General features: G+C 65.2%; 19 protein-coding genes. 12 read left to right on the top strand and 7 right to left on the bottom strand.

All coding sequences use genetic code 11. The features are described from left to right. Positions 1–458 (top strand): hypothetical protein (locus tag HWX32_RS11315; protein ID WP_217702897.1); only part of this gene is annotated, 458 nt, incomplete at its 5' end. 1,227 nt (positions 459–1,685) lie between these two features. Here the strand turns inward: HWX32_RS11315 and HWX32_RS08305 are convergent. Further along, positions 1,686–1,949, bottom strand: a complete 264-nt coding sequence (locus tag HWX32_RS08305; RefSeq protein WP_075465904.1) for a WhiB family transcriptional regulator — start codon at positions 1,947–1,949, stop codon at positions 1,686–1,688. Positions 1,950–2,402: 453 nt separating this feature from the next. Between HWX32_RS08305 and HWX32_RS08300 the strand changes: the two genes are divergently transcribed. After that, complete coding sequence (locus tag HWX32_RS08300) at positions 2,403–2,900, top strand: hypothetical protein (protein WP_254868347.1); 498 nt, start codon at positions 2,403–2,405, stop codon at positions 2,898–2,900. 3 nt (positions 2,901–2,903) lie between these two features. Here HWX32_RS08300 and HWX32_RS08295 read toward each other — a convergent pair whose 3' ends face one another. Further along, complete coding sequence (locus HWX32_RS08295) at positions 2,904–4,115, bottom strand: hypothetical protein (RefSeq protein ID WP_075465899.1); 1,212 nt, start codon at positions 4,113–4,115, stop codon at positions 2,904–2,906. Beyond that, positions 4,112–5,449 (bottom strand): DEAD/DEAH box helicase, encoded by a 1,338-nt coding sequence (locus HWX32_RS08290; RefSeq protein ID WP_175935473.1) that lies wholly within the window; start codon positions 5,447–5,449, stop codon positions 4,112–4,114. Before HWX32_RS08290 ends, HWX32_RS08295 begins: the two co-directional genes overlap by 4 nt. A gap of 81 nt (positions 5,450–5,530) precedes the next feature. Here HWX32_RS08290 and HWX32_RS08285 point away from each other — a divergent pair, with 81 nt between their 5' ends. Genes HWX32_RS08285 through HWX32_RS08250 form a run of 8 tightly spaced genes read left to right on the top strand, consistent with a single transcriptional unit; the run spans position 5,531 to position 17,771 of the window. Next, positions 5,531–5,755: a DUF3107 domain-containing protein gene (locus HWX32_RS08285; protein WP_075465895.1), complete on the top strand. Its 225-nt coding sequence runs from the start codon at positions 5,531–5,533 to the stop codon at positions 5,753–5,755. 11 nt (positions 5,756–5,766) lie between these two features. Then, entirely contained in the window at positions 5,767–6,765 is a 999-nt protein-coding gene (locus tag HWX32_RS08280) for a DUF3152 domain-containing protein (protein ID WP_175935472.1), read from the top strand. An 11-nt stretch (positions 6,766–6,776) separates the two neighbouring features. Then, a complete protein-coding gene (locus HWX32_RS08275) occupies positions 6,777–7,487 on the top strand; it encodes a hypothetical protein (RefSeq protein WP_175935471.1) in 711 nt (236 codons plus the stop codon). A gap of 18 nt (positions 7,488–7,505) precedes the next feature. Further along, positions 7,506–10,577, top strand: coding sequence for an ATP-dependent DNA helicase (locus HWX32_RS08270; protein ID WP_175935470.1), 3,072 nt, complete (start codon positions 7,506–7,508; stop codon positions 10,575–10,577). 19 nt (positions 10,578–10,596) lie between these two features. After that, positions 10,597–13,878, top strand: coding sequence for an ATP-dependent helicase (locus HWX32_RS08265; RefSeq protein ID WP_175935512.1), 3,282 nt, complete (start codon positions 10,597–10,599; stop codon positions 13,876–13,878). Positions 13,879–13,884: 6 nt separating this feature from the next. After that, positions 13,885–14,970 (top strand): TrkA family potassium uptake protein, encoded by a 1,086-nt coding sequence (locus tag HWX32_RS08260; protein WP_075465885.1) that lies wholly within the window; start codon positions 13,885–13,887, stop codon positions 14,968–14,970. Then, positions 14,963–15,733: an NAD(+) diphosphatase gene (locus HWX32_RS08255; protein WP_175935469.1), complete on the top strand. Its 771-nt coding sequence runs from the start codon at positions 14,963–14,965 to the stop codon at positions 15,731–15,733. Before HWX32_RS08260 ends, HWX32_RS08255 begins: the two co-directional genes overlap by 8 nt. Continuing rightward, the gene (locus tag HWX32_RS08250) at positions 15,723–17,771 is read left to right on the top strand and encodes an ATP-dependent DNA helicase UvrD2 (RefSeq protein WP_175935468.1); all 2,049 of its coding nucleotides are present in this window, start codon (positions 15,723–15,725) and stop codon (positions 17,769–17,771) included. The genes HWX32_RS08255 and HWX32_RS08250 overlap by 11 nt, the downstream gene beginning before the upstream one ends. Here the strand turns inward: HWX32_RS08250 and HWX32_RS08245 are convergent. Next, a complete protein-coding gene (locus HWX32_RS08245) occupies positions 17,768–18,610 on the bottom strand; it encodes a hypothetical protein (RefSeq protein ID WP_075465879.1) in 843 nt (280 codons plus the stop codon). The two genes, HWX32_RS08250 and HWX32_RS08245, sit on opposite strands and share 4 nt — an antisense overlap. Positions 18,611–18,650: 40 nt before the next feature. Between HWX32_RS08245 and HWX32_RS08240 the strand changes: the two genes are divergently transcribed. Then, positions 18,651–19,151 (top strand): M48 family metallopeptidase, encoded by a 501-nt coding sequence (locus HWX32_RS08240; protein WP_175935467.1) that lies wholly within the window; start codon positions 18,651–18,653, stop codon positions 19,149–19,151. 6 nt (positions 19,152–19,157) lie between these two features. On the opposite strand, the gene HWX32_RS08235 is transcribed toward HWX32_RS08240, so the two are convergent. Then, positions 19,158–20,585, bottom strand: coding sequence for a zinc-dependent metalloprotease (locus HWX32_RS08235; RefSeq protein ID WP_175935466.1), 1,428 nt, complete (start codon positions 20,583–20,585; stop codon positions 19,158–19,160). Positions 20,586–20,670: 85 nt separating this feature from the next. Between HWX32_RS08235 and HWX32_RS08230 the strand changes: the two genes are divergently transcribed. Next, positions 20,671–21,744: a PDZ domain-containing protein gene (locus HWX32_RS08230; protein ID WP_254868346.1), complete on the top strand. Its 1,074-nt coding sequence runs from the start codon at positions 20,671–20,673 to the stop codon at positions 21,742–21,744. Here HWX32_RS08230 and HWX32_RS08225 read toward each other — a convergent pair whose 3' ends face one another. Beyond that, a complete protein-coding gene (locus HWX32_RS08225) occupies positions 21,745–22,383 on the bottom strand; it encodes a hypothetical protein (protein WP_175935465.1) in 639 nt (212 codons plus the stop codon). A gap of 35 nt (positions 22,384–22,418) precedes the next feature. Next, the gene (locus HWX32_RS08220) at positions 22,419–22,907 is read right to left on the bottom strand and encodes a PPA1309 family protein (protein ID WP_175935464.1); all 489 of its coding nucleotides are present in this window, start codon (positions 22,905–22,907) and stop codon (positions 22,419–22,421) included. Positions 22,908–22,946 lie beyond the last annotated feature (39 nt).

Below are 22,946 nucleotides of genomic sequence, written 5' to 3'. Positions count from 1 at the left end.
CTGACGTGGTCGTGGAGGTAGAAAACCCCGGCATCGACCTGGCCACCTACACCATCGAAGCCGCATTCCCCGGCGGAGGCGCGAAAGAAACCATCACCCTGGCCGCAAACCAAGCAAAAACCCTGACGTTTAGCATCACCCCGGCGAAGAAATACACCAACCTGCCGGTCAACATCACCATCACCAACACCGACACCAACACCGTGGTCGCCAACACCGCAACCACCATCCAGACACACAACACCAACACCCAACCCGCCCGCACCCTCGAAGGCGCCAACGCCGACAACACCCAAGCCAACACCCAGGCCAACAACCAGGCCGTAAAGCAGCTCGACAACGCCAAGAACCAGGTCGAAAACGGCGGCGAAGTCAACATCGCAGCCATCATCATCCCCGTCATCATCGCCCTTATCGCAGCCATCGGCGCGGCAGGCTTCGCCCTCGCAAACAACTAACCCAACAACCCAAACAAGGCGGCCACCGGAAACCCCGGCGACCGCCTAGTTTGTATTCGTGCCCTACTCCGCAATGCGGGGTGCATGAGTCTGCGGGGGAGTGTTGTCGCTATCTGTGTGCTGGTGTCATCGGTTCGTCATCCCGGCGCATCAACGGATCAGACTCAGAGGGGGGACCTCTGTTTCCGCATTGCGGAGTCGTTGGTGCCCACCCAATACTCCGCAATGCGGAGTGGTCGAGTCCGCAATCCCCACGGGCGCTGGCCTCACATCGACGCCGAGTCTGATACGCCGATTCCGGCCAACACTGCGGGGGTGAACTCGGCGTGCCGAACTCCACCTGTGCATCGTGGAAAGTCCCCGAGTGTGTCCGCATTGCGGAGTCGTTGGTGTCTACCCACTACTCCGCAATGTGGAGTGCATGAGTCTGCGGGGGAGTGTTGCCACGGTCCGTGTGCTGGTGTTGTCGATTGTCCTCCTGGCATATCGGGGGGCGTCTCAAGAAAACTCCCGTTTCCGCATTGTGGAGTCGTAGGTAGCCACCCACTACTCCGCAATGCGGAATGGTCGAGTCCGCAACGCCGTGTTACCGCTGTCCGCGTGCTGGTGTGATCGGTTCGTCATACCGGCGCACCTACGGATCTATCGCAGCGTGGGGAGCTGTGTTTCCGCATTGCGGAATCGTTGGTGCACACCCACTACTCCGCAATGCGGAGTGGTCGAGTCCGCAAACCCGACGGTGCCCCATCGACGCCGAGTCTGATACGCCGATTCCAGCGCCTCAATCCGGTGAACTCGGCGTGCCGAACTCCACCTGTGCTGAGTGGAAGGTCCCCGAGCGTGTCCGCAATGCGAAGTGGTCGAGTCCGCAACGCCGTGTTACCGCTGTCCGCGTGCTGGTGTGATCGGTTCGTCATACCGGCGCAGCTACGGATCTGTCGCAGCGTGGGGAGCTGTGTTCTCGCATTGCGGAGTCGTTGGTGCCCACCCACTACTCCGCAATGCGGAATGGTGCAGGGGGCGGGGATGAAAGAAGCCCTCCCAGCACATTGCTGGAAGGGCTTCGTTTGCTCTCGCGCTATGCGTTGGGACGCTTGCCGCGGTTTGCGCTCTTCTTGCGACGATCCTTGCGCTTACGACCACGCTTGCTCATTGGGGCCTCCTTTATGGGTGGGTACCTGTGTTACTGGTGCTCCACTTTATCGTCCGGGCTGGCTGACCGGGAAATTAGGCGTTGAGACGCGCACGGTTGCGGGCGCGGGCCTTGTTGCGGCGCTTGAGTGCGCGGCGCTCCTCCTCGGAAAGGCCACCCCAAACGCCGGCGTCCTGGCCGGTCTCAAGTGCCCACTTCAGGCACTGAGAGGTGACAGGGCATCGGTGGCAAACAAGCTTGGCCTGGGCGATTTGGGAAAGAGCCGGGCCGGAGTTGCCAACTGGGAAGAAGAGTTCCGGGTCTTCGTCGCGGCAAATTGCTTCGTGGCGCCAATCCATGGTGGGTCTCCTTGTGTGTATGTCGGGTCTATGCAATGTGAGCGCACCACTTCAACACCCGGCGATGCGGGTGTGTTGCAAACAAAGTTTGATTCCTGGCCCCGGGCGGTGTACTCGTTGGCTGCGAGTCCCGACTTCCGGTTTACCGGGCGTTAACCCTGTGGTGACTAAGGGTTAAGGGCTGTGTAACCAGCCCGTTGTTTTTGCTACCCGTGAATAATGGCACGTTTACCTTTACCTCGCTAGGGGTGCGGGCCAAAAAGTGACGCAACTCATAACTTTTACATGCATTCAAACGGGATCTCCGCGCGTTCTGGGTGGGAAGGTGGGGTGGGGAACCCTCGATAAGCTGCGCGTTTCCCTCGATTGTGGGGACGCATACGGGGCAGAGAAGTTCAAATCGCTAGGCGGCTCAGGCTGGCAGCGTCGGGGCGCCGGATACACTATCCAACCGTGAGCAAGAACAATGAACGCCGTCCTGCCAATCCGACAACCGTGCCGAGCACAGAGCCAGAACCTGCGCCTGCGGAAATGCCGCCGGTGATGCGGTTTGGCGCGTTGGTGGTCCTGGTGCAGTGCGCGGCGATCTTCGTGTACTGCATCTCCCTGCTTGTATCGCAGAGTCACGGTCCGGCCGCCGACTTGGAGTCGGATTCGGCCGCGGCGGACTATGTCAACGTCGGAACTGCGCTCTTTCTGGCGATTATCTTTGGCTTCCTCGCCTGGGTGGCTGTGGAGACACTGCGGGGAAGGCCACGCAGTACCGGAGCGATTGTGCTCATTGAAGCGATCTTGTTCGGCGTGTCTATCTACATGTTCCGCGGCGGGGCGGTCACGCTCGGGATCGCGACGCTGCTATCGGTGGTTCTGGCGTCGATCGGCGTGTTTCACCCGCAGGCGCGCGCGTACAACGAGGCGGCTTACGCGGTGCGCAAGGCGAATCGCGTGTAGCGGCTAATCCACGATAGCGTCGAGCACCACGATCTCGTCGCCGCGCTTTTCCACCACCGTCGCCCCGGCGGACGCGATGTGGATGGGGCCGGTGTATCCGCCACGGTCGACGGGAATGATCTCGTCGACCGCGTTTTTATCCCAGTCCACGACCGCGACACCGTTGTCGGAGGCGTACAGCAGCTTCTCGCCGGCGGCGAAGCCGGTGCCACGCGCGCCCTGGAACACGCCTGTGACGGAAAGGCCGGCGGGTTCCATGAGCAGCAGTGAATCGTCGGCCCAGTACGACATGTGGTGCGGCAGGTCGGCGACCGGCAGCACGTGCACGAAAGTCTCGTCGAGCGTCTGTCCGGTCATGGGAGGCACGGACGAGGAGCTCACATTCGTGCCTTCCTTGGTGTAGGCACGCACTTCGGACGTCTGCGGGTCGTACACCGCGGCGGCGTCTTGCGAGATGCCGATGAGGTACGCATCGGCCCCGATCTCCACGCTTGAGGTCACCTCGGGCTCGCGGGAGTCCTCCGGCGTCGCCTCCTGCAGGCGAAGGAACGAGCCGTCGTCGCAGACCTCGGTCACGGCGAGCAGCTCAGTGCGGGTGAGTGCGGAGGTGATGGTGCACTCGTTCGGCTGCATGTCCGGCTCCTGCTTGGCTTCCACGTAGCCGTATTCCACGGTGCGCACGAGGTCGGAGCGCCATAGTTCCACGCGGTCGGGGCCGGTGTAGCCAATCCGGTCGTTGGAGGCGAGACGGGTGACTTGCTCCGGTGCGATTGCAGAGCGGGTGCCTGCGTATTCGCCGGTCAGCGCGTCGATGGCCACCACATCGCCACAGCCTGCGTTATCGCGGTAGGCCGCGACAACCTTGCCCCAGGCCTGGTCGATATTGCACAGCTCGTTGGGGCGGTGGTACGTCCACACCGTCTCACCTTCGGGAGTGGTGGCGCTGATCGTGCCCTCGTGGTGGGTAATAATCAGCCCGTTCGATACGAGGGGTTGGGCGCGGGGAGAATCGTCCGGCAGGGTGAAGCTTTCGCTTAACGACGAGGGCGTGACTGCCAACTGCCCAAAGTCCTCCTGCGCTTCCGCGGCAGGTTGCAACTGTGCGTCGCGAACCGGGGCTGTGAGAAACGCGGTGCCCAAAAGTAGTGCGGAGACGCCCGCAATCACGCCGGTGGCGATCAGGTCACCGCGTGTGCGGCGCAGCGGCTTATTCAACGCCGCCTCCTTCCAGAAGACTTCCTGTTGCTCTCTCCGCGGGAGCGGCGGCCGCCCGCGGGTTTGCTGCCAAGCACTTTACGCGGGGCCCCGACGCGCGCAGAGGCCGACTCCGGGATGCCCAGTTCGCGGTAGAGCTCCGGTGAGGTGGAGAACCACTCCGGAAGCTCCGGTTTGCCCAGTTTGAGATCGGTATTGATCATGTCCCACTTGAGCGTCTCGTCGTAGCCCACCAGCGTGATGGCGGTGCCCTCGCGGCCCGCCCGTCCGGTGCGGCCGATGCGGTGGACGTACGTCATGGGGTCGTCCGGTGTCTGGAAATTGATTACGTGGGTCACGTCGTCCACATCGATGCCGCGTGCTGCCACATCGGTGGCGACCAAGATGTCCACGTCGCCTCGTCGAAAAGCTTCAAGCGCCGCCTCGCGCGCACTTTGCCCGAGGTCGCCGTGCACCGCACCGACTGCGAACCCGCGCTGCGCCAAATCCTCCGCAAGCTCTCCTGCCGAGCGCTTTGTGCGCGAAAAAATAATGGTGCGACCGCGGCCTGGAGCCTGCAGCGCGCGAGCGATGATCTCCGGTTTGTCCATGCGGTGTGACTTGAACGCAACCTGACGGGTGGTTTCGTGCGTCTGCGCCTCATCGCCGGCCTCCGCCCGGATGTGCACTGGGTGGCGCATCTTCTCCCGTGCCAGCGAAAGAATCGGGCCCGGCATGGTGGCTGAAAACAGCATGGACTGCACGTGGTTGGGAAGCGCTTCCCACAGCTTCTCTATGTCGGGAAGGAAGCCCATGTCCAGCATCTCGTCCGCCTCGTCGAGGACCAGGATCGCTACCTGGTTGAGGCGCAGGTTCCCGCGGTTGTACAAGTCGATGAGCCGGCCCGGGGTGCCCACCACCACGTCCACGCCCTCATCAAGCGCCTCAATCTGCTCCTCGTACGGCCGGCCGCCGTAAATCGTGGTGGAACGCACCGGGGTGTGGGCGGCGGCATGTTGAAAATCCTCACCGACCTGCACCGCGAGCTCGCGCGTGGGAACCACCACCAGTGCCCGCGGGGTTCCGTCCAGCTCGGCGATATCACCGTCGTCGAACACCCTGTCAATCAGCGGAACACCGAAGCCGTAGGTCTTGCCCATTCCTGTGCGCGCCTGGCCGATGATGTCGCGGCCCGCAAGCGCGAGGGGCAGTGTGAGCTCTTGGATGGAAAACGTCCGTTCAATGCCGCGTTCGCGCAGCGCGTCCACAATCTCGGCCGCGACCCCCAGCTCCTCGAAGGTGGGCGGGGCGGCGTCTTTCGTGCGGTCGTGTTCGCTCTCAGCTGCATAGGACACGACCTCATCCTAGCGGCCGGTCGTTACAATAGGACCATTGCGAAAGAGCCGAGAGAAGAGAAAAGGACAGTGATCCGCAGCATGGACATCAAGATTGGTCTGGCAGACAGCCCCCGCGAATTGGTAATCAAGCTGCCGGAGGGCCAGGAAGACATCATCGCCACGGTTGAGCAGGCGATCGACGGCGGAAACGCCACGCTGAAGCTGGAGGACGACAAAGGTAACCAGTACCTGATCCGCACCGACCGCATCACCTACGTCGAGCAGGGCACCGCTGCTTCCCGTACCGTCGGGTTCATGCGATAAATTACGTATTTATGGTGCAACGGCAGGCAGGCGGGCCAGGCAGGCACAGTGCAGATTCGGACGAAGATTTCGGGCGTTGGCTGGATGCCTGGGACTTGGAGGCCGAGCAGGAGGCGAGCGGCGAAACTCGGTCTGAGGACGAGGGGCGCTTGGTCGTGTTCGCCCGTGAATACGGGTGGCGGGCCTACGCCATACCCGTGCTTGCCGTAATCACCGTGTTTGTCCTAATAAACATGGTGCAGAACCCCGATGACCAGGTCATCGAGGTGGCGGCAGACACCCACGCTGCTGAGCCTGCCGAAGAGGTTGAGGAGCCGAAGCTCGAGCCCGCGAAAATCGCAGAGGGCGAGTTTGATCCGCATGACCTGCCACCAGGGGGGCCGTACACCACCACCGGCGAGGGGACCTTCTATGAGGTTGGCGTCCCCGGCGCAGCCGCGGGCCAGGGTACCGAGATGGTGGTGCGCTACATCGTGGAGGTTGAACACGGCGTGGATACCTCTGGCTACGGCGGCGATCAGGCGTTCGCCACGATGGTTGACGCTACGCTGAGCGATCCGCGGGGTTGGACCAACGATCCGCGGTTCCGTTTCGAGCACGTCGCGGCGGACGACGATCCGACGTTGCGCATTCGTCTGACCTCCCTCGACACCACCGCCGAGTACTGCGGCGCGGCGCTTGGCACCGAGACGAGCTGCCGGACGGCGGCGACGGGCGACGACCTCATCTTGATTAACGAGTCCCGCTGGGTCCGGGGCGCCGCGCCGTACCAGGGAGACATCGGCTCGTACCGCCAGTACGTGATCAATCACGAGGTGGGCCACGCGCTCGGATTCGCTGAGCACGAGCCGTGCCCGGAACCGAACGCGCTCGCGCCGATCATGATGCAGCAGACGCTTAGCCTGAACAACAATCAGCTGCGCGAGATGAATCCGGAGGACAGCTACCCGGATAACCCGGACACCTGCCGCCCGAACCCGTGGCCGTACCCGCGCCCGGCGGTGCTCTAAGCGGGGTGCAAGTGATCGTTCCTGCTCATGTGCTCTCCGCGTTCCAGCTCGAAGACGCGGCGGGGGAAACTCTGCCGCGCGCGTGGGGTGGTAGTGCGCGTTACGGGCGAGTGGTGATCTCGCGGGCTAGCGAAACGTCCGCGTGGTCCGGCAAGGTGCGCGAGAAGATGGTGCCGCCCGAGGTGGCGCTGCGTGTGTCACGCCCGGTGCGGGCGACAGACGGTCGGCTCATCGTGGGTGGGTTCAAGGCCAGCGAGTTCGTATCGGGTCGCCCGCGTGCGCGTATCGACGAGCTGATGGCGGCCGCCTGCGCATACGACGAGGCCATGGCTGGCTTTACTGCGCCCGCGGTCGCCCGCAACGAGGTCGTGGCGCGCGCCGACCACGAGGTGTGGAAGGGCTACGAACCACGCGCAGGCGATGTGGTCGCGCACCTTGTTTTTGGTGCGCATGTGCTTTTCGACGGGGACGCGCCGCCGGCGTTGACTGAACTCGCGCCGTCTACAGCCTTGCGCCCGCGGGGATACACCGCGGCGTTGGTGATGGTGGACGGTTTGCTCGCGGGAGCCGTCGATAATGCTGTGGTTGATCGGTGGGCGCATATTCAGGGCCTGCGCGAGCTGGCGAAGCGGGCGCTCGCGCAGCGTGAAGCCACGTATTCCGGGGCGGATACGAACGTAAGTGCGAATTTTGAGCGGGTACGCGCGATCGTGTCGTCGTAGTCTGGCAAACTCTTGGCCATGCAACGCTCCACACCCCCCGCCACGCCGCCCGAAGTTTACGAGCCGAAGGCGTACCTGACAGCCCGCCCCAGAGTTTCGGCGCCGCGTGAATGGGACGTTGAGCTGCCAACAACCGGCACGTTCAAGGTTACGGGCGAGGCGGGTTCGGGGGTAAGCAGTTTCCTCATCGACACCGCAGTGGCCGCCGCGCTGCGCCACCAAGACAGCGATCCGGGCGGCATCGTGGTGCTCACGGACTCGAAGGAGTCCGGTGCCAGGCTGCGCGGCGAGCTGTCTGAGCGGCTGGCCGCAACCGGTTTTGTCTCGGACGAGCCGATGGTGAGGTCCGTGCACTCGTTGGCCTTCGCCATTTTGCGTAATCACTTGGACCAGGAGATCCGCCTGATTTCCGGTGCGGAACAGGACGCCGTGATTCGTCAGCTGCTACACGGGCAGGTGGAGGACGGCCGTGGCACGTGGCCTGAGGACCTGCGTCCGGCGATGCCGCTGGTGGGGTTCGCACGCCAATTGCGCGACTTTCTGCTGCGCGCGGTGGAGCGTGGACTAGGGCCGGACGACTTGCGGGAATTGGGGGAGCGCCACGGTATTGACGTGTGGTCGGCCTCCGGCGATTTTCTGCGCGAGTACCAGCAGGTGATGGCTATTTCCGGTGCGCATCGTCTCTCTGCGTCAGAGCTCATTGCTGCGGCCAGCGAAGTTCCGCTGCCGCGCCGGTGGCACACCGTGATTGTGGACGATGCGCAGCACCTCGCGCCGGCCTCCGCCACGTTGGTCGCTCGGTTGCTTCGGCAGGCCGACTTGGCAGTTGTGGGCGGCGACATAGAGCAGTCGGTGTTCCGGTTCCGTGGTGCGTCACCAGCCTTTTTCCGCGATATGGCGGGCATGCTGCACGAGGTGATTGACCTGGGGGCGACGCGGCGAACACCGCGCCGCCGTGCTGCGATCGCGCCGGATTCTGGCGCCGAACTTGCGGCTGTCACCGACCTGCTGCGCCGCGCTCACTTCGAGGAAGGGGTGGCGTTTCGCGACATGGCGGTGGTCGTTCGCTCCACCCCGCTGGTGGAGCCGGTGCGCCGGGCGCTGCTGCAGGCCGGGGTTCCGGTGGCGCTCAACCCCACGGACTTGGTGCTGAGCGAGCAACGCATCGTCGCCTCACTGCTATTAGGGATGCGGGCGCTGTACGAGGAACTCACACCTGCGCAATGGCGCGACCTACTGCTTGGGCCGGTGGGCGGGGCAGACCCGGTGACGCTACGCCGGCTGATGCGAGGCTTGCGCCGTTGGCAGCCAGATGCACGCGCCGACGAGACGCTGCGTGGTTTGCTGGTGGAGCCTGGGGCGCTGCCGGAATTCGGCACCGTGCTCACCGACCGCGAGCTGGACATCCTGCACCGCGTCCGCGGCGTACTCGAGGCGGGTCGAAGCGCGCGTGACGCGGACGGCAGTGTCGAGGAAGTGCTTTGGGCGCTGTGGAACGCGACGGGGCTATCCAACCGCCTGCTCGCAGCCGCGCTGCGCGGAGGTGCCACCGGCTCCCAGGCGGACCGCGACTTGGACGCTGTGATGGCGCTGTTTGACGCGGCGGGCGACTACACCGAGCGAAGGCCGACGTCGGGCATCGAATCCTTCGTTGCGTCCGTTGCTGAGCAGGAACTGCCCACCGGCGTGCGTGATCGGCGTACCGCGACGCCCGAGGCGGTGGCGCTGCTCACCGCGCACGGGGCGGCGGGCCGCGAGTACAAACGCGTGGTGGTGGCCGGGGTGCAGGAACTGACCTGGCCGAGTCTGGGGGAGACCGGGTCAATCTTCCGGCAGGAAGACCTGGTGGATCTCATCGACCGCGATGTGGATCCCGCTGTGCCGGTTGCCCGGGTCGCCGAGCGCTTGGTGGAGGAACGGCGCCTGTTCAAGCTTGCGACAAGCAGGGCGACCGAGGAACTCGTGGTTACAGCCATTGACGGCGAAGAAGGCGATGAGGTCGCCCAGCCCTCCAGATTCGTCGAAGAGTTCTGCGCGGAGTATGGGATTGCACCTGAGGCGGTGTGCGTGGCGGGAACGCCTTCGGAGGAAGCGGCAGCAGACGAGGATGTCGCTTTGGTGCGGGTGCTCGCACACGACGACATCATCGCCGAGTTCCGCCGCGCGTTGACGGACCCGGAGTCTTCGGAGGCCACCCGTGCGCAGGCAGCGCGTCAACTGGCGCGGCTTGCGGACGCCGGGGTGCTCGGTGCGGATCCTTTGCAGTGGTGGTCCACCACGGAAGCGTCGACAAGCGAGGCGCTTTCGGTGCGCAAGACCCTCTCTCCCTCGCGGATTGAGTCGCTGCTCGAATGCCCGATGCGCGCTGTGCTGGAGCGGATGACTGGTTTGGACGAGACGATGCAGATGGTGCACGGCGCGATGGCGCACGCGTACTTCGAAGCGCTCGGGCGCGGAGTGGACCCGGACGAAGCGCTGCGAGCTACCGTGGCCGCGAGGGAGGCCGCGAGCGACGCGCCGGCGTGGAAGCAACGACGCGACGTCGAGGATTTCACCGCGATGCTCGAGCGTGCCCGCACGTGGCTCGACTCCACCCGCGGAACGTTTGAGCAGGTCGCTGTGGAGACGGATGTTGACGTGCAGGTCAGCCCGAAGGTACGAATCCGCGGTCGCCTGGACAGGCTTGAGCGCGAGGACAGCGGCGCGGTGCATGTTGTCGACCTGAAGACGGGTGCATCCGCCCCCACCGCCGCCGAGACTCAAAACAACCCTCAGCTTGCCGCGTACCAGCTCGCGCTGTCGCGTGGATCGCTAAACGCGGGCCGGGTGGTCAGCGCCAGTGCTAATCCCCTCGAAGTCGGTGGTGCGATGCTGGTGTATCCGAACAACGCGAAGAAGCGGTTGACCACGCTCGAGCAGGCGCCGAAGGACAAAGAAGCGCTCGATGCGTTCGCTGAGCTTATCGACGACCTGCCGGAACAAATGTCCGGCCCCGAACTGCGAGCCACCACCGGCCCCCACTGCGACCACTGCGCCGTGCGTGCGCTGTGCCCCGTCCAGCCTCAAGGAGAGGTGATCCACCGTGCCTGAGCAGATGAACCCCACCCCGATGAACCCGGTACTGTTATCGCGCTACCTGGGTCAGAAGTTCCCGCCTACTGACCAGCAGGCTGCGGTGATTGGCACCGATCCGGGGCCGCTGCTCGTCGTTGCAGGTGCTGGCGCGGGCAAGACGGAGACGATGGCCGCGCGCGTGGTGTGGCTGGTGGCCAACGGCTTCGCTAGGCCAGACGAGGTGCTGGGGCTGACCTTCACCCGGAAAGCCGCGCAGGAGATGGGCACACGTATCCGCGACCGGCTGGCCACACTGGCGAGCAACACCGAGCTCATCCGCCGCCTGGACCCCACGGGCCAGCTTGCGGCGAATCTGGAGGTCATTGCGCCCACGGTGTCCACGTACGACTCGTACGCGGGTAACCTTATCCGCGAATACGGGCTGCTCGTGCCCGTAGAACCCGACGCGAGGTTGATCACCGACGCGGAATTGCACGCCATCGCAACTGATGTCGTACACAACTACACGGGTGGGGTAATCACCGATTCAGGGCGCAACCCTTCGTTGAACGGGGTTGTCGAGGACCTTTTGAAGCTCAACACCGCGATGGGCAACGAGCTTGCTACCGCGGAGTGGGTGGCGCAGCACGCGCGGGACTTCATCGCGGAGACAGAGTCGTATCCGCGCGCGCCTCGCTCCAGGACGGAGTTCACACAGAAGCTGCAAGGCTGGCGCAGCAAGCAGGAAGAGCGCATGAACTTCCTGCCACTGGTTGAGGAACTCAACGCGGAACTTCGTCGCCGCGGGGTAGTTACGTTTAACGAGCAGATGGCGGTCGCTGCAGCGTTGGCCCGCGACCACGCGGTGGTGGGGGAGAGCCAACGCAGCAGGTTCCGGGTGGTCATGCTGGATGAGTACCAGGACACATCCCATGCGCAGCGTGTGCTGCTGCGCAGCCTGTTCGGCAACGCGCAGGACCCGTCGCTGACGGTTACCGCCGTGGGCGATCCCATGCAAGCGATCTACGGGTGGCGCGGGGCAACCGCCGCAAACTTGGCGGCTTTTGTGGAGGACTTTCCTGCCGCGGATGGCAGCCCGGCGCAGAAGAAGCAGCTCACCACGTCGTGGCGTAACCCACCGCAGGTACTGGAACTTGCCAACGGGGTGTCGGACACCATCCTGGGCACGGGGGATGGTCGCGCTGTTGCCCCGCTGGAGGCTCGGCCCGGTGCGCCGGAGGGCGGGGTGACGCTCGGCTTCTTCGCGGACGAGGACGAGGAGATCGCGTTCGTGGCCGATGCGCTCGCAGACGAGTACGACGCCGCACAGGAGGCGGGCGAGACACTTTCGGCGGCAGCCCTGGTGCGCAAGAACCGCCAGTCGCCGCTTCTCGCCGCCGCGCTGGAGGCGCGAGGCGTGCCGTACGAGATTGTGGGGCTGGCCGGGCTTTTGGAGGTGCCCGAGGTCGCGGACACCGTAGCAATTGCAACGATGCTGGTCCGCCCCGACGACACCGCGGCGGCGCTGCGCATCCTGGGTGGCCCCGCTGTGGGGCTCGGCTTGGCGGATCTGTCCGCGCTCGCTTCCCGGGCGGTGAATCTGCGCGGTGGGCCGGCTGGCGGCCCTACCGAAAGCGCAATCGACCCCGAAGCGGACCCCGAGGGCAACCTGCGGTCACAGCTCGAGGAGTTAACGCAGCGCGCCAAGGAAATCCTGGCTAACTCGGACCGCCCGGAAGGACTCGCGGATGCGCTGGCGGACTTGGGCGAGCCGGAGCGCTACAGCGAGGAAGGGCTCGCGCGCATGCGCGACGCGGCGGCCAAGCTGCGCTGGTTGCGCACGCACAGCCTGGGGAAGCGCTTGAGTGACCTCTTCGCAGACATCATCGCGGTGTTCGGGATCCGCACGGAGGTGTTGTCGCGCCCCTCGGACACCGGGGCGGTGCACCTCGACCGCCTGCTCGCGGAAGTCGACGCGTACCCGGGCGCTAGCCTGGACTCCCTGTTGAACTACTTCGAGCTGGCAAGGGAACACGAAGACGGCCTCGCGCCCGGCAACGTCGCGGTGCGTGAGAACCGCGTGCAGATCTTGACAGCGCACAAAGCTAAAGGGCTCGAATGGGACACCGTTGCGGTGATGCACGCCGATTCGGATACGTACACCTCGAAGACCGAGACGTTCCTTACCTGGGTGCGCTACCTGCCAACCGAGACGTTCGGCGACCCGGATGTCTACGAATTCTTCGCTGAGGTGGAAAACCGCACTCAGTTTGAGAAAGCCACGGAGGCGTGGAAGAAGGAGGTGAGTGCTGAGCTCGCTGAAGAGTCGGCGCGGCTGTTTTACGTCGCAGTGACCCGATCCGCGCAGAAGCTTTTGGTCACCGGATCCCGCAGGCGTCCTGGGAGGAAGCGGGAGGCGGAGCCGTACGAGCACTTCCAGGCAATGAAAGACCGGGTAGATCCCGGATGCGTTGTGGTGTGGGACGACGGGGTGCAGGAAGCAGAAGACGACGCTGCACCTAGCAATGTCACGCATGAGCGCACCGGGCAATGGCCGCACTTCGCACCTGACCCTGCACAACTGGCGGCGGCCGAAGCGGTAACGCAGGCACGCGATAACCTCCCCGCGCTCGCGGAGGGCGAGCTGTTTTCGCTGTGGGAACGCGATGCCACCGCACTCATCGAAGAACACCGCGCCGCTCAGTCGGGCGACGTGGCAGTAGTCATGCCCGGGGAACTCACTGCGTCCGACGTTGTGGCGTTGCGTGCCGACCCGGCTCAGTTCGCGCGTCGCGCCCGCCGCCCAGTGCCGTTCAAGCCGAACACGTACGCAAAACGCGGAACCGCGTTCCACGAGTGGCTCGAGGAGTTCTACGGTGCGCGCCCGTTGCTTTCGGAAGACGAGCTACCCGGCAACGACGAGGCAGAGGTCGACGGTGGCACGCTCGCACGACTCAAAGAGAACTTCGAAACCAGCGAATGGGCGAAACGGACACCGGCCTACGTTGAGCACCCCTTTGAACTTGCGCTCGGTGACACTGTGGTGCGTGGTCGAATGGACGCGGTGTTCGAGGAGCCCGACGGGTGGGTCGTGGTGGACTGGAAAACGGGCGAAAAGCCGAAGCGCGATGCGATGGAATCGGCGAAGCTGCAGCTGGCGGTCTACCGCGAGGCGTGGCGGAGGATTGCGGGTGACGAACGTGAGGTGCGCGCAGTATTCTTCTACATTCGTACCGGTGAAACGTACTCGCCAAACGATTTGCCGGACGCGGCCGAGTTAGAAACCATGCTGAACAGCGCTGCAGTTGTCGGCGTAGACGGTCTGGAAGAAGGGTAAGCGGAGATGAAACTGCGTGGCACGCTGCGGTTGCGGCAGGGGCAGGCCGACATGGTCGATATGCCGGTGCACCAGCTGCTCGACGTGGTCAATATCCCCACCGCCGCCCGCACCACCCCGTGGAAGCTGATTGGGTGGAGGTTCGCTTACGCGATCCTGCTCATCGTGGCGATCGCGTTTGTCAGCTACTTCGACCGGGGCGGTTACTCCGAGCCGCTGTCGTTCATCGATGCGTTGTATTACTCCGCGGTATCGCTTTCCACCACTGGTTATGGCGATATCACCCCGGTGACGCAGTCGGCTCGACTCGTTAACATTTTCGTGGTCACCCCGGCTCGGGTGGCGTTCCTGATGCTCCTCGTCGGCACGACGTTGTCGGTGCTCACGGAGGATTCCCGCAAGACGCTGCAGATCCAACAGTGGAGGAATACCTTGCGTAATCACACCATCGTTCTTGGCTACGGCACGAAGGGCCGCTCAGCGGTCGAAGCGCTGCTGGCAGGCGGTGCGAGCCCAGGCTCCATCGTGGTGGTGGACTCGGACCCAGTCTCACTGTCCCTCGCAGAGAAGAAGGAGTTGGTCACCGTGCGCGGCGACGCGACGCGCTCTGAGGTGCTGCGCGTCGCTGGCGTGGGGCGCGCGCGTTCCGTGGTGGTGGCTCCGAGCTCGGACGACACCGCCGTTCTGATCACGCTATCGGTGCGTGAGCTCGCGCCGAGCGCCCGCATCGTGGCCAGTGTGCGCGAAAGTGAGAACCAGCACCTGCTCATGCAATCCGGCGCGGACTCGGTCGTGGTGTCTTCCGAAACTGCGGGGCGCTTGCTCGGCATTGCGACGGTGACGCCGCCGGTGGTGGAGATGGTGGAGGATCTTCTCAGCCCGGACGAGGGGTTCGCCGTGGCGCAGCGCCCCATCGACGATGACGAGGTCGGAGCGAACCCTCGCCACCTTGCCGACATCGTGCTCGGCGTCGTGCGCTCGGGCGAGTTGTATCGCATCGACTCGCCGGAGGCGGAAACCGTGGAGCCCGGCGACCGCCTGCTGTATGTGCGCATGCATGCGCCGGGCGAGTCGAAACAGGGCGATGCGTAGGATGCATTTGCTTATCGACGCTTCCGGGCACTTCCCGCTCACCACAAACGGCGAGCCGCTGCTGCTGGACACCGTGCCTCCGAGTGCGGAACTTTCAGCACAGGTAGAGATCCGCCCCGACGTCTACGCGGCACGCATGCGCGGCGTCGCAGCTGGCCAACTCGCGGAAAAGGTCGGGGACGCCCGTTCGCACCCGTGCGACCCGCTGGCCGCCCGGGCACTCGGCTTGGTCGCTGCACGAGAACGCTACAGGTTCGACCCGCGCGACGGCTCGCCGCTGACGTGGGGCCAGGCGGGGATCGTCGCGCGGGGCGTGTCCGGCGAGCCGATCTTTCCCCGCGTCGACCCTTCCGTCATCGGGCTGGTGCAGGACCCGTCTGGCGAGCGTGTGCTGCTGGCAGAGAACTCGCGCCGGCCTGGCTACTTCACCGCCATCGCGGGCTACGTCGACGTGGGCGAGTCAATCGAGGCCGCGTTCGCTCGCGAGGTGCTTGAGGAAACTGGTCGACGTGTGCGCGACGCGCGGTATGTCTGTTCGCAGCCGTGGCCAGCGTCGGGTGCGCTGATGCTCGGGTTCGTGGGAGTCACGGACGACCTCGACCCGGTGAGGGAGACCGACGGGGAACTGCGCCGCATCATCTGGGCGCGGCGAGAGGACCTGCCCGGCCTTACGCTGGCGGGAGAAGGCACCATTGTGCGCATCTTGATTGAGCAGTGGGCGGCGGGGAAATTCAGCATGGAGGGGGCAACCAGTGGCGATTGATCTCAGCGTGCTCGATGAGGATCAGCGGGTGGCGGCGGAGGCGCCGCGCGGGCCCGTGTGCATCCTCGCTGGCGCCGGAACGGGTAAGACGCGGACGATTACGTACCGCATTGCGAACATGATCGACCGGGGCCAGATCGCGCCGAACAAGGTGCTCGCGGTGACGTTTACGCAGCGGGCAGCCGGGGAGATGCGCGACCGCCTACGAACCATGGGCATTGGTGGGGTGCAGGCCCGCACGTTCCACGCCGCCGCGATGCGCCAGTTGCAGTACTTCTGGCCGCAGATCGCAGGCGATCTGCCCTGGCGGCTCCTGGACAACAAGTTTCCCCTGGTGGGGCGCGCAGCCCGCGCCGCCGGTTTGGACACCGGCAAGGAGATGGTGCGCGATCTGCTTTCGGAAATTGAGTGGGCGAAATCGAGCGTGATCGGCCCCGACGATTACGTGGAGCGCATCGGGGAGTCGCCGCGCACGCCGCCTGCCGACGCGGCGAAGGTCGCGCAGGTCTACCGGCTCTACGAGGAGGCGAAGACGAGCCCGGAGGGCATGCTGCTCGACTTCGACGATTTGCTGCTCCACGTCGCGGGTGCCTTGGAGAACGCACCGGCGGTGGCGGAGGAGTTCCGCGCCCAGTACCAGTCGTTCGTGGTCGATGAGTATCAGGACGTCACCCCGCTGCAACAGCGTGTGCTCGAAGGGTGGCTGGGCGAGCGGGACGACCTCACCGTGGTGGGGGATGCGAACCAGACGATTTACTCGTTCACCGGTGCAACGCCGGATTATCTTTTGAATTTTTCGCGGACGTACGACCACGCCACCGTCGTCAAGCTGCAGCGCGACTACCGCTCCACTGTTGAAGTGACCGATTTGGCGAACCGCGTCATCGGGGAGGCGAAGGGGCGCGTGGCGGGCACACGGCTGGAGCTGATCGGCATGCGCGGCCACGGGCCGGAGCCGACGTTTAACGCCTACGACGATGAGCCTTCGGAGGCGCGAGCCGTCGCCGCCGCGATTCGAAAGCTGCTTGACAGTGGGGTCCCGGCCCGCGAAATCGCAGTGCTGTACCGCATCAACGCGCAGTCCGCCGCCTTCGAAGCGGCGCTGTCGGATGCTGGCATTATCTATCAGGTGCGTGGCGGGGAAGGGTTCTTCCAGCGCGCGGAGATTCGGGAAGCTATCGCGGTGCTGGTGCGGGCGTCGAACCGCAGCGACCTGCCCGAGGACCCGGTGGCGGTGGCACGCGCCGCGTTCGCTCCGCTTGGGCTCACGCAGGCGGAGCCGGAAGGCGCGCAGGCGCGGGAGCGTTGGCAGACCCTCGGTGCGCTGGTGGATCTCATCGAAGAGATTGTGCGCACCCAGGAGGCGGCTACGTTGCCCGAGGTGCTGCGCTCGCTGCGCAGGCGGGCGGAGGCGAAACAGCCACCGGCGGTTGACGGGGTGACACTCGCCAGCCTGCACGCCGCGAAGGGCCTCGAGTGGGATGCCGTGTTCCTCGTTGGGCTGGTGGAAAACACGCTGCCCATCTCGCACGCGGTGAAGGCCGGTGAGGAGCAGATCGAGGAGGAACGGCGCCTGTTTTACGTGGGCGTGACGCGAGCCCGCGAGCACCTGCACCTTTCGTGGTCGCTGGCGCGGCAAGAGGGTGGGCGGAAATCGCGGTCGCGCTCCCGTTTCCTGGACGGCTTGGTGCCGCAGCTTGACGTGGAGCAATCGCCGCAGCGGCTCAAACGCAATAAGCGGTGCCGGGTGTGCGGCAACCCGCTGTTCAGCCCCGCCGAGAAGTCGTTGGGGCGCCACGAGGATTGCGAGCCGTCCTACGACGAGGCCGTGCTCGCCGCGCTGAAGCGCTGGCGTCTTGACGTCTCCCGCGCGGCAGGTCAGCCGGCGTTCATGGTGTTCTCGGATGCGACGCTGATCGCCATCGCCGAGGAGATGCCAGCAAGCGAGGCGGAGCTTCTGGGCATCTCTGGCGTGGGGCCCGTGAAGGTGGACAACTACGGCGAAGGCGTGCTGGCTACCTTGGCCGAATTCCGTTAGAAGCACACCGGGCAATCGGGGTGCGGGCTGAGCTCGAGGTGGCGCACCGGCTGCGGTGCGTAGGGGTCGACCACCACCGTGGCGCCAAAGGTCAGCGCTGGCGCGGAGACACCCGGGGGATCAGGCACGCCGGCGAGCCTGCCCAGCACCAGAGCTGTCGCGGCAGCGCCCGCGCTGAGTGCCAGCGGTTGCGTGTGGGCGTCGAGAGGCACCCGCTCCACCAGCCGTGGCCAGTTCGGGTCGCGGTCGCACAGGTAGAGGTGCAGGCAGGTGGTGCAGGGCCCGGGCGGGGTGCTTAGGGGGCCGATGATCACCCGCGCGTCGAGCTGCGTGACCGGCACTACCGGCCCGGGGCGTTTCCGCGCGGCGTTCGCCAGCGATGTGGCCATGTGGGGCATGTTGATCAGGGCCAGTGGGGTGGAGCCGCTGGAGCGATTGACGAACCTCGTCGCAGTTTCGCTGCGTACCGGACTGCGGTGCGCCACGCCGTTTCGCTCAAGCAGCTCGCGCGTTTGCGTAAACAGCTCGCCGCGGCCGATGAGCAGCACCGTGGGTTGAACCGCGGGGATGAGCAGGCGGTAGGACGCCATGTCGGCGATCAAGCTTCGCGCGCCTGCTTCTCCCATGACTGCCGCCAGCGCCGTGAGCAGTCCGCGCAGGGGAGCAGGCCCGTGGAACGCGTCGATAAGCCCCACGATTTGCTCGGCGAACGGTGTGGTGATCATGCCGGTTCGGGTGGCGTCAGCGCCGAACTGGATCACTTCGGGTGCGCGCAGAAAAGGTCGCGCGCCGGGCGCCAGCCGTACTTTGACGGCGCCATCAAGGTTGTCGAATGTCACGAATATCTCCCCCCACCCACGCATCCTACAATCGGGTGCCATGTCCGGCATCGAATACCGCGTAATCCGTTCGGCGCGACGCACCCGCACAGTGCAGGCGCGCATCCGCGAAGGGGTTGCGGAGATCCGCATCCCGGCGCACTTCACGAAGGCGCAGGAGCGCCAAGCGGTCGAGGAGATGTTGGGAAAGCTGGAGCGCAAGACGCGCTCGCACGCCTCCACAGACCAGGAGCTGCTTGAAAAGGCAAGGCAGCTTAACGACGAGCTCTTGGAAGGCCGTGCCCGCATCGGCTCCATCAAATGGGTGTCCAACCAGCGCCAGCGTTGGGGCTCGTGCACGGTGGCCACCGGCGATATCCGCATCACCGACCGGCTGAAAGATGTGCCCGATTATGTGCTTGACGCGGTGATCGTGCACGAGTTGACCCACACGTTCATCCCGAACCATTCGCCGGAGTTCTACGCGTGGGCCGACAAGGCGCCTCGCGCCGAGCGAGCCAGGGGATACCTGGAGGCCTATCAGCGCTTCGGTAGTGCTTAGAGCCTCTTAGAGTTCAGTGCCGTCTTCGCGGCCGTCGTCTTTGCCGTCGCCATCCTCGCGTGTGATGTCGGGGTTGTCGCGCAGCTCCTGCTCGAGCTTCGCGAACTCGTCGTCGAGGTCGGTATCGGGAGCGTCGTCAAGCAGTGTGTCGATGAAGGCGGCCGGGTTATCCAGGTGCTCTGCGGTGGGCAGGAAGTCGGGGTGCTCCCAGACCGCGTCGCGGCCCTCAGTGCCCACGGCGTCGCCTGCGCGGCGCCACAATTCTGCGGCTTCCCGCGTCTTCGGGGCGCCGAGCTCGATGCCCACGATGTTGGCGAAGGCCTGCTCGGCGGAGCCGCCGGTGGCGCGGCGTCGCGCCCACGCCTCGCTCAGCTGCGGGGTAGAAGGGAGGCGCTCGCCCAGTGCCTCGCCGACGACGACGTCGACCCAGCCCTCCACCAGCGCGAGCAGCGTCTCAAGCCGCGAGGTGGCGCCGGCGTTGCGGGAGCCGACTCGCGGGGAGAGGTCTTCGCCCTGCAGGTTGTTCAGCGCTTCCTGAATCTGCTGCGGGTCGCCGCTTTCCAGGTTCAGGTTGCGGGCGACCTCTTCGATGTGTGAGGTGTCGATCTCTAGCCCGGCGGCGTACTCCTCAACGGACGACACAAGGCGCTCCACCAGCCACGGCACGTGCTTGAACAGTCGCTGGCGCGCTGCCTCGCGTGCGGAGATGTACACCATGACCTCTTGGCCGGGCAGTTCCAAGCCCTTGGAGGTCTCAGCGACGTTGCGCGGCAGCACCGCGGCCACGCCGGCGGGCGCGACGGGCAGACCGAAATCCGTGCCGGTGAGCGCCTGCTGCGCAAGGTCACCGAGCGCGTGGCCGAGTTTCATGCCGAACTGCATGGCGTTCATCTGGTTCATCATCCCGGACATCGGGCCCATCATCTCTCGGGCCTCGGCGGGCATGGAGTCCAGCTGTGCGCGGTTCATGTGCTCGGCGACGGGGTTGACCAGGCGCTTCCACATCGGCATGGTGCCCTCGAGCCAATCCTGGGCATTCCAAGCGTTGGCCTGGGCTTGGCTGGCGGGCAGCGTGGTGGCTTCGTCGAGCCACAGCTCCGCTAGACGGAACGATTCCTCGGCGGCGTGCGAATCCGCAGCGGATACCGGGGAAATGCCAGCGATGCGCTGGCGCGCCATGCGGGCGGCCAGCTCGAAATTCACTGCGTCGCCCTCGCCCTGGGCGTTCATGGAAGAGCCCATGCCGGAGAGCATCTGCCCGAACTGGTTCAAGATGTCGCCGAGGCCGCCTTGGCCTCCGGGCTCGCCGGACTGGCCCCCGCCGAAGCCCGCACCGAAGCCGAAAGCGCCGAAGGGGTTCTGGTTGCCCCGGCGGTTGTCATCGTCGTCGCCACTGTCGTCGTTGGGAAAGGAAAAACCGAATCCGTTAGTCATACGCGCCAGAATACAGCCGTGTCCGCATCGCGTGCCGGAGCGTGCGTATTAGGCCTTGGGGTGCGCTGCGCTAAGATGTGCCAGCGTGAATCAGGCGATCGAGACGCGTAATCGGCGGTACTCCACGTTGGTGTGGGGCACCGTGCCGGTGGTGCTGCTCGCCGGTGCATTGAGCATCGACCACATTCCGGGAACGGATATCAAACTCACTGTGCCGTACGCGGCGCAGGGGCCGGGGCCGACCTTCGACACGCTGAGCGAGGTTGAGGGCGTGCCGGTAGTGGACGTCGAGGGCGCTCCGACGCTTGATACCGGCGGCAGACTGAACATGACCACGGTGTCAGTGCGCACGAACATGACGCTTGCGCAGGCGCTCACCCGATGGATCACCACCGACGACACGATTGTGCCCATCGAACAGGTCTTCCCGCCCGAGATCGATGAAGAGCAGATGCGCGAGGTCAACCAGCAGGCTTTCGTTGCATCTGAGGCGTCGGCGACCGTCGCTGCGATGAACTACCTGGGCCGCCCCACGATAGTGCAGGTGCACGACGTTGTGGAGGACGGCGCTGCGGCGGGGGTCATCGAGCCCGGCGACACGATCACGAAGGTGGATGGCAAAGAGATGGCCGCGCCGGGCGAAGTTCAGGAAGCGGTGCGGGCAAAGAAGCCTGGCGACGAGCTCGCGCTGGAACTCGAGCGCGACGGCAAGACGATCGACGCAAAGGTGACGTTGGGGGAGAACCCGGAGGAGGCCGGCCAACCGTTGTTGGGCATTCTGATGACCTCGGAGCCCGCCGGTGGAATTACCGTGCACTACAACCTGAACGACATCGGCGGCCCGAGCGCGGGCATGATGTTTTCGCTCGCCGTGATTGACAAACTCACCGAAGGCGAGCTCAACGGCGGCAAGTTCGTCGCCGGCACCGGCACCATCAATGAGGACGGCGAGGTGGGCCCGATCGGCGGCATCGAGCACAAGATCCGCGGCTCGCGCGACGAGGGTGCGGAACTCTTCCTGGCTCCCGAGGGCAACTGCGCCGCTGTGAAGACCACTGATTCGGGCGACATGGTGGTCGCCGCGGTGGCGGATCTCGACGATGCCGTCGCCGCGATGGAGGATTTCGCGGCGGGGCGCGCCGTGCGCGGCTGCGAGTAGCTAGCTCGCGTGCTCGGCGAGGCCGAGGTCGTAGATGCGCTGGCGTGGGTCTTCCCGGTCGGTGGACACGAGGTGCTGCATGACTTGGCCTTCGCGGTTATCCACCACGGTCACGATGGCGGAGGTGCCAACCGTGGACCAGCCCACCACTTTGTCGCCGTTGTCCTCCACGATCTTGGAGGAGCGCAGCTCGGTGAGTACCTGCGTGGTGGCCGCGGCCTTCGCCTCTGAATCGAAGAATTGGAACTGGCCCACCTCGTCGCCCGCACAGTCGTAGTAGCCCTCCATGTCGGCTTCCACGCAGCCGTCGAGGCTGTCGAAGAATTCCGGAGGAGCGATGGTGGCGAAGCGTTCGCGCACCTCATCTAGGATTTGCCGCTCTTTCTCGTCGGCGGAGGTGGTGGTTGTTGAGGAGCTTTCGCTTATCGACGACTCCGTGCCCGACGCCAAAGCCGAAGACGTCTCCGGGGTACTTTCGGGCGTGGTGGTCTCCGGCGCGCTCGTCAGCGCGGAAGTTTCCGCGGTAGCTTCCGGGGTCGGCGTTGCCTCGGGTTCGTCAGGTCCGCCACAGGCGGTGAGCGTCAGCGCGAGCGTTGCAGCGGCAAGCGCAGCGGCGGCGCGAGTGTGGTGCTGGGCCACGTTACATCTCCTTGTGTGGGTGGGCTGGAATCATCCTAAACCAGCTCGTCGGGGTCCTGCTCCAGGCCGTAGCGCAAGGCTGCGATTACCCCAGGTGCAACACCTGGGCCGCCTCGCAGCTCAATATCGTCTTGCGCGAACGCCCCGCGTTCCTCCAGTTCCTCGTCGGTCAACCGCATCTGCAGCAGCGTTTGTTCGATGTCTTCGTGGCGCAGCACGCCGGAGAACAGGCGGGCCGGTCGCGGCTCGGCATCGTCCGGGGCGGAGGCATCGCGGAACAGGATCTCCTGGGCAAGAATGACGCCTTCCACTTGCGCCGGCCACGCGATGCGGGTGACGTACTCACCCAGTTCCTCTGACCCCGGCAGGATTGTCTCGGGCAAATCCTGCACCACCAGTGTTAGGGGGGAGGAGTCGTCGAGGGTGAGGGCTTCGTCGATAAGCAATTGCGTCGGCACGAGCCCGAAGAGGGTGGGGCCTTGATCCCACCCCTCGGCGTGGACGAACTCGACGGCCTCCATCATGGCCTTATTTAATGCTTGCTGTTGCACGGGAACCCTCTC

This window comes from Corynebacterium sp. Marseille-P4321 (assembly GCF_903645305.1).
Lineage (GTDB): Bacteria > Actinomycetota > Actinomycetes > Mycobacteriales > Mycobacteriaceae > Corynebacterium.
This window is presented reverse-complemented; position numbering and strand designations above follow the sequence as displayed.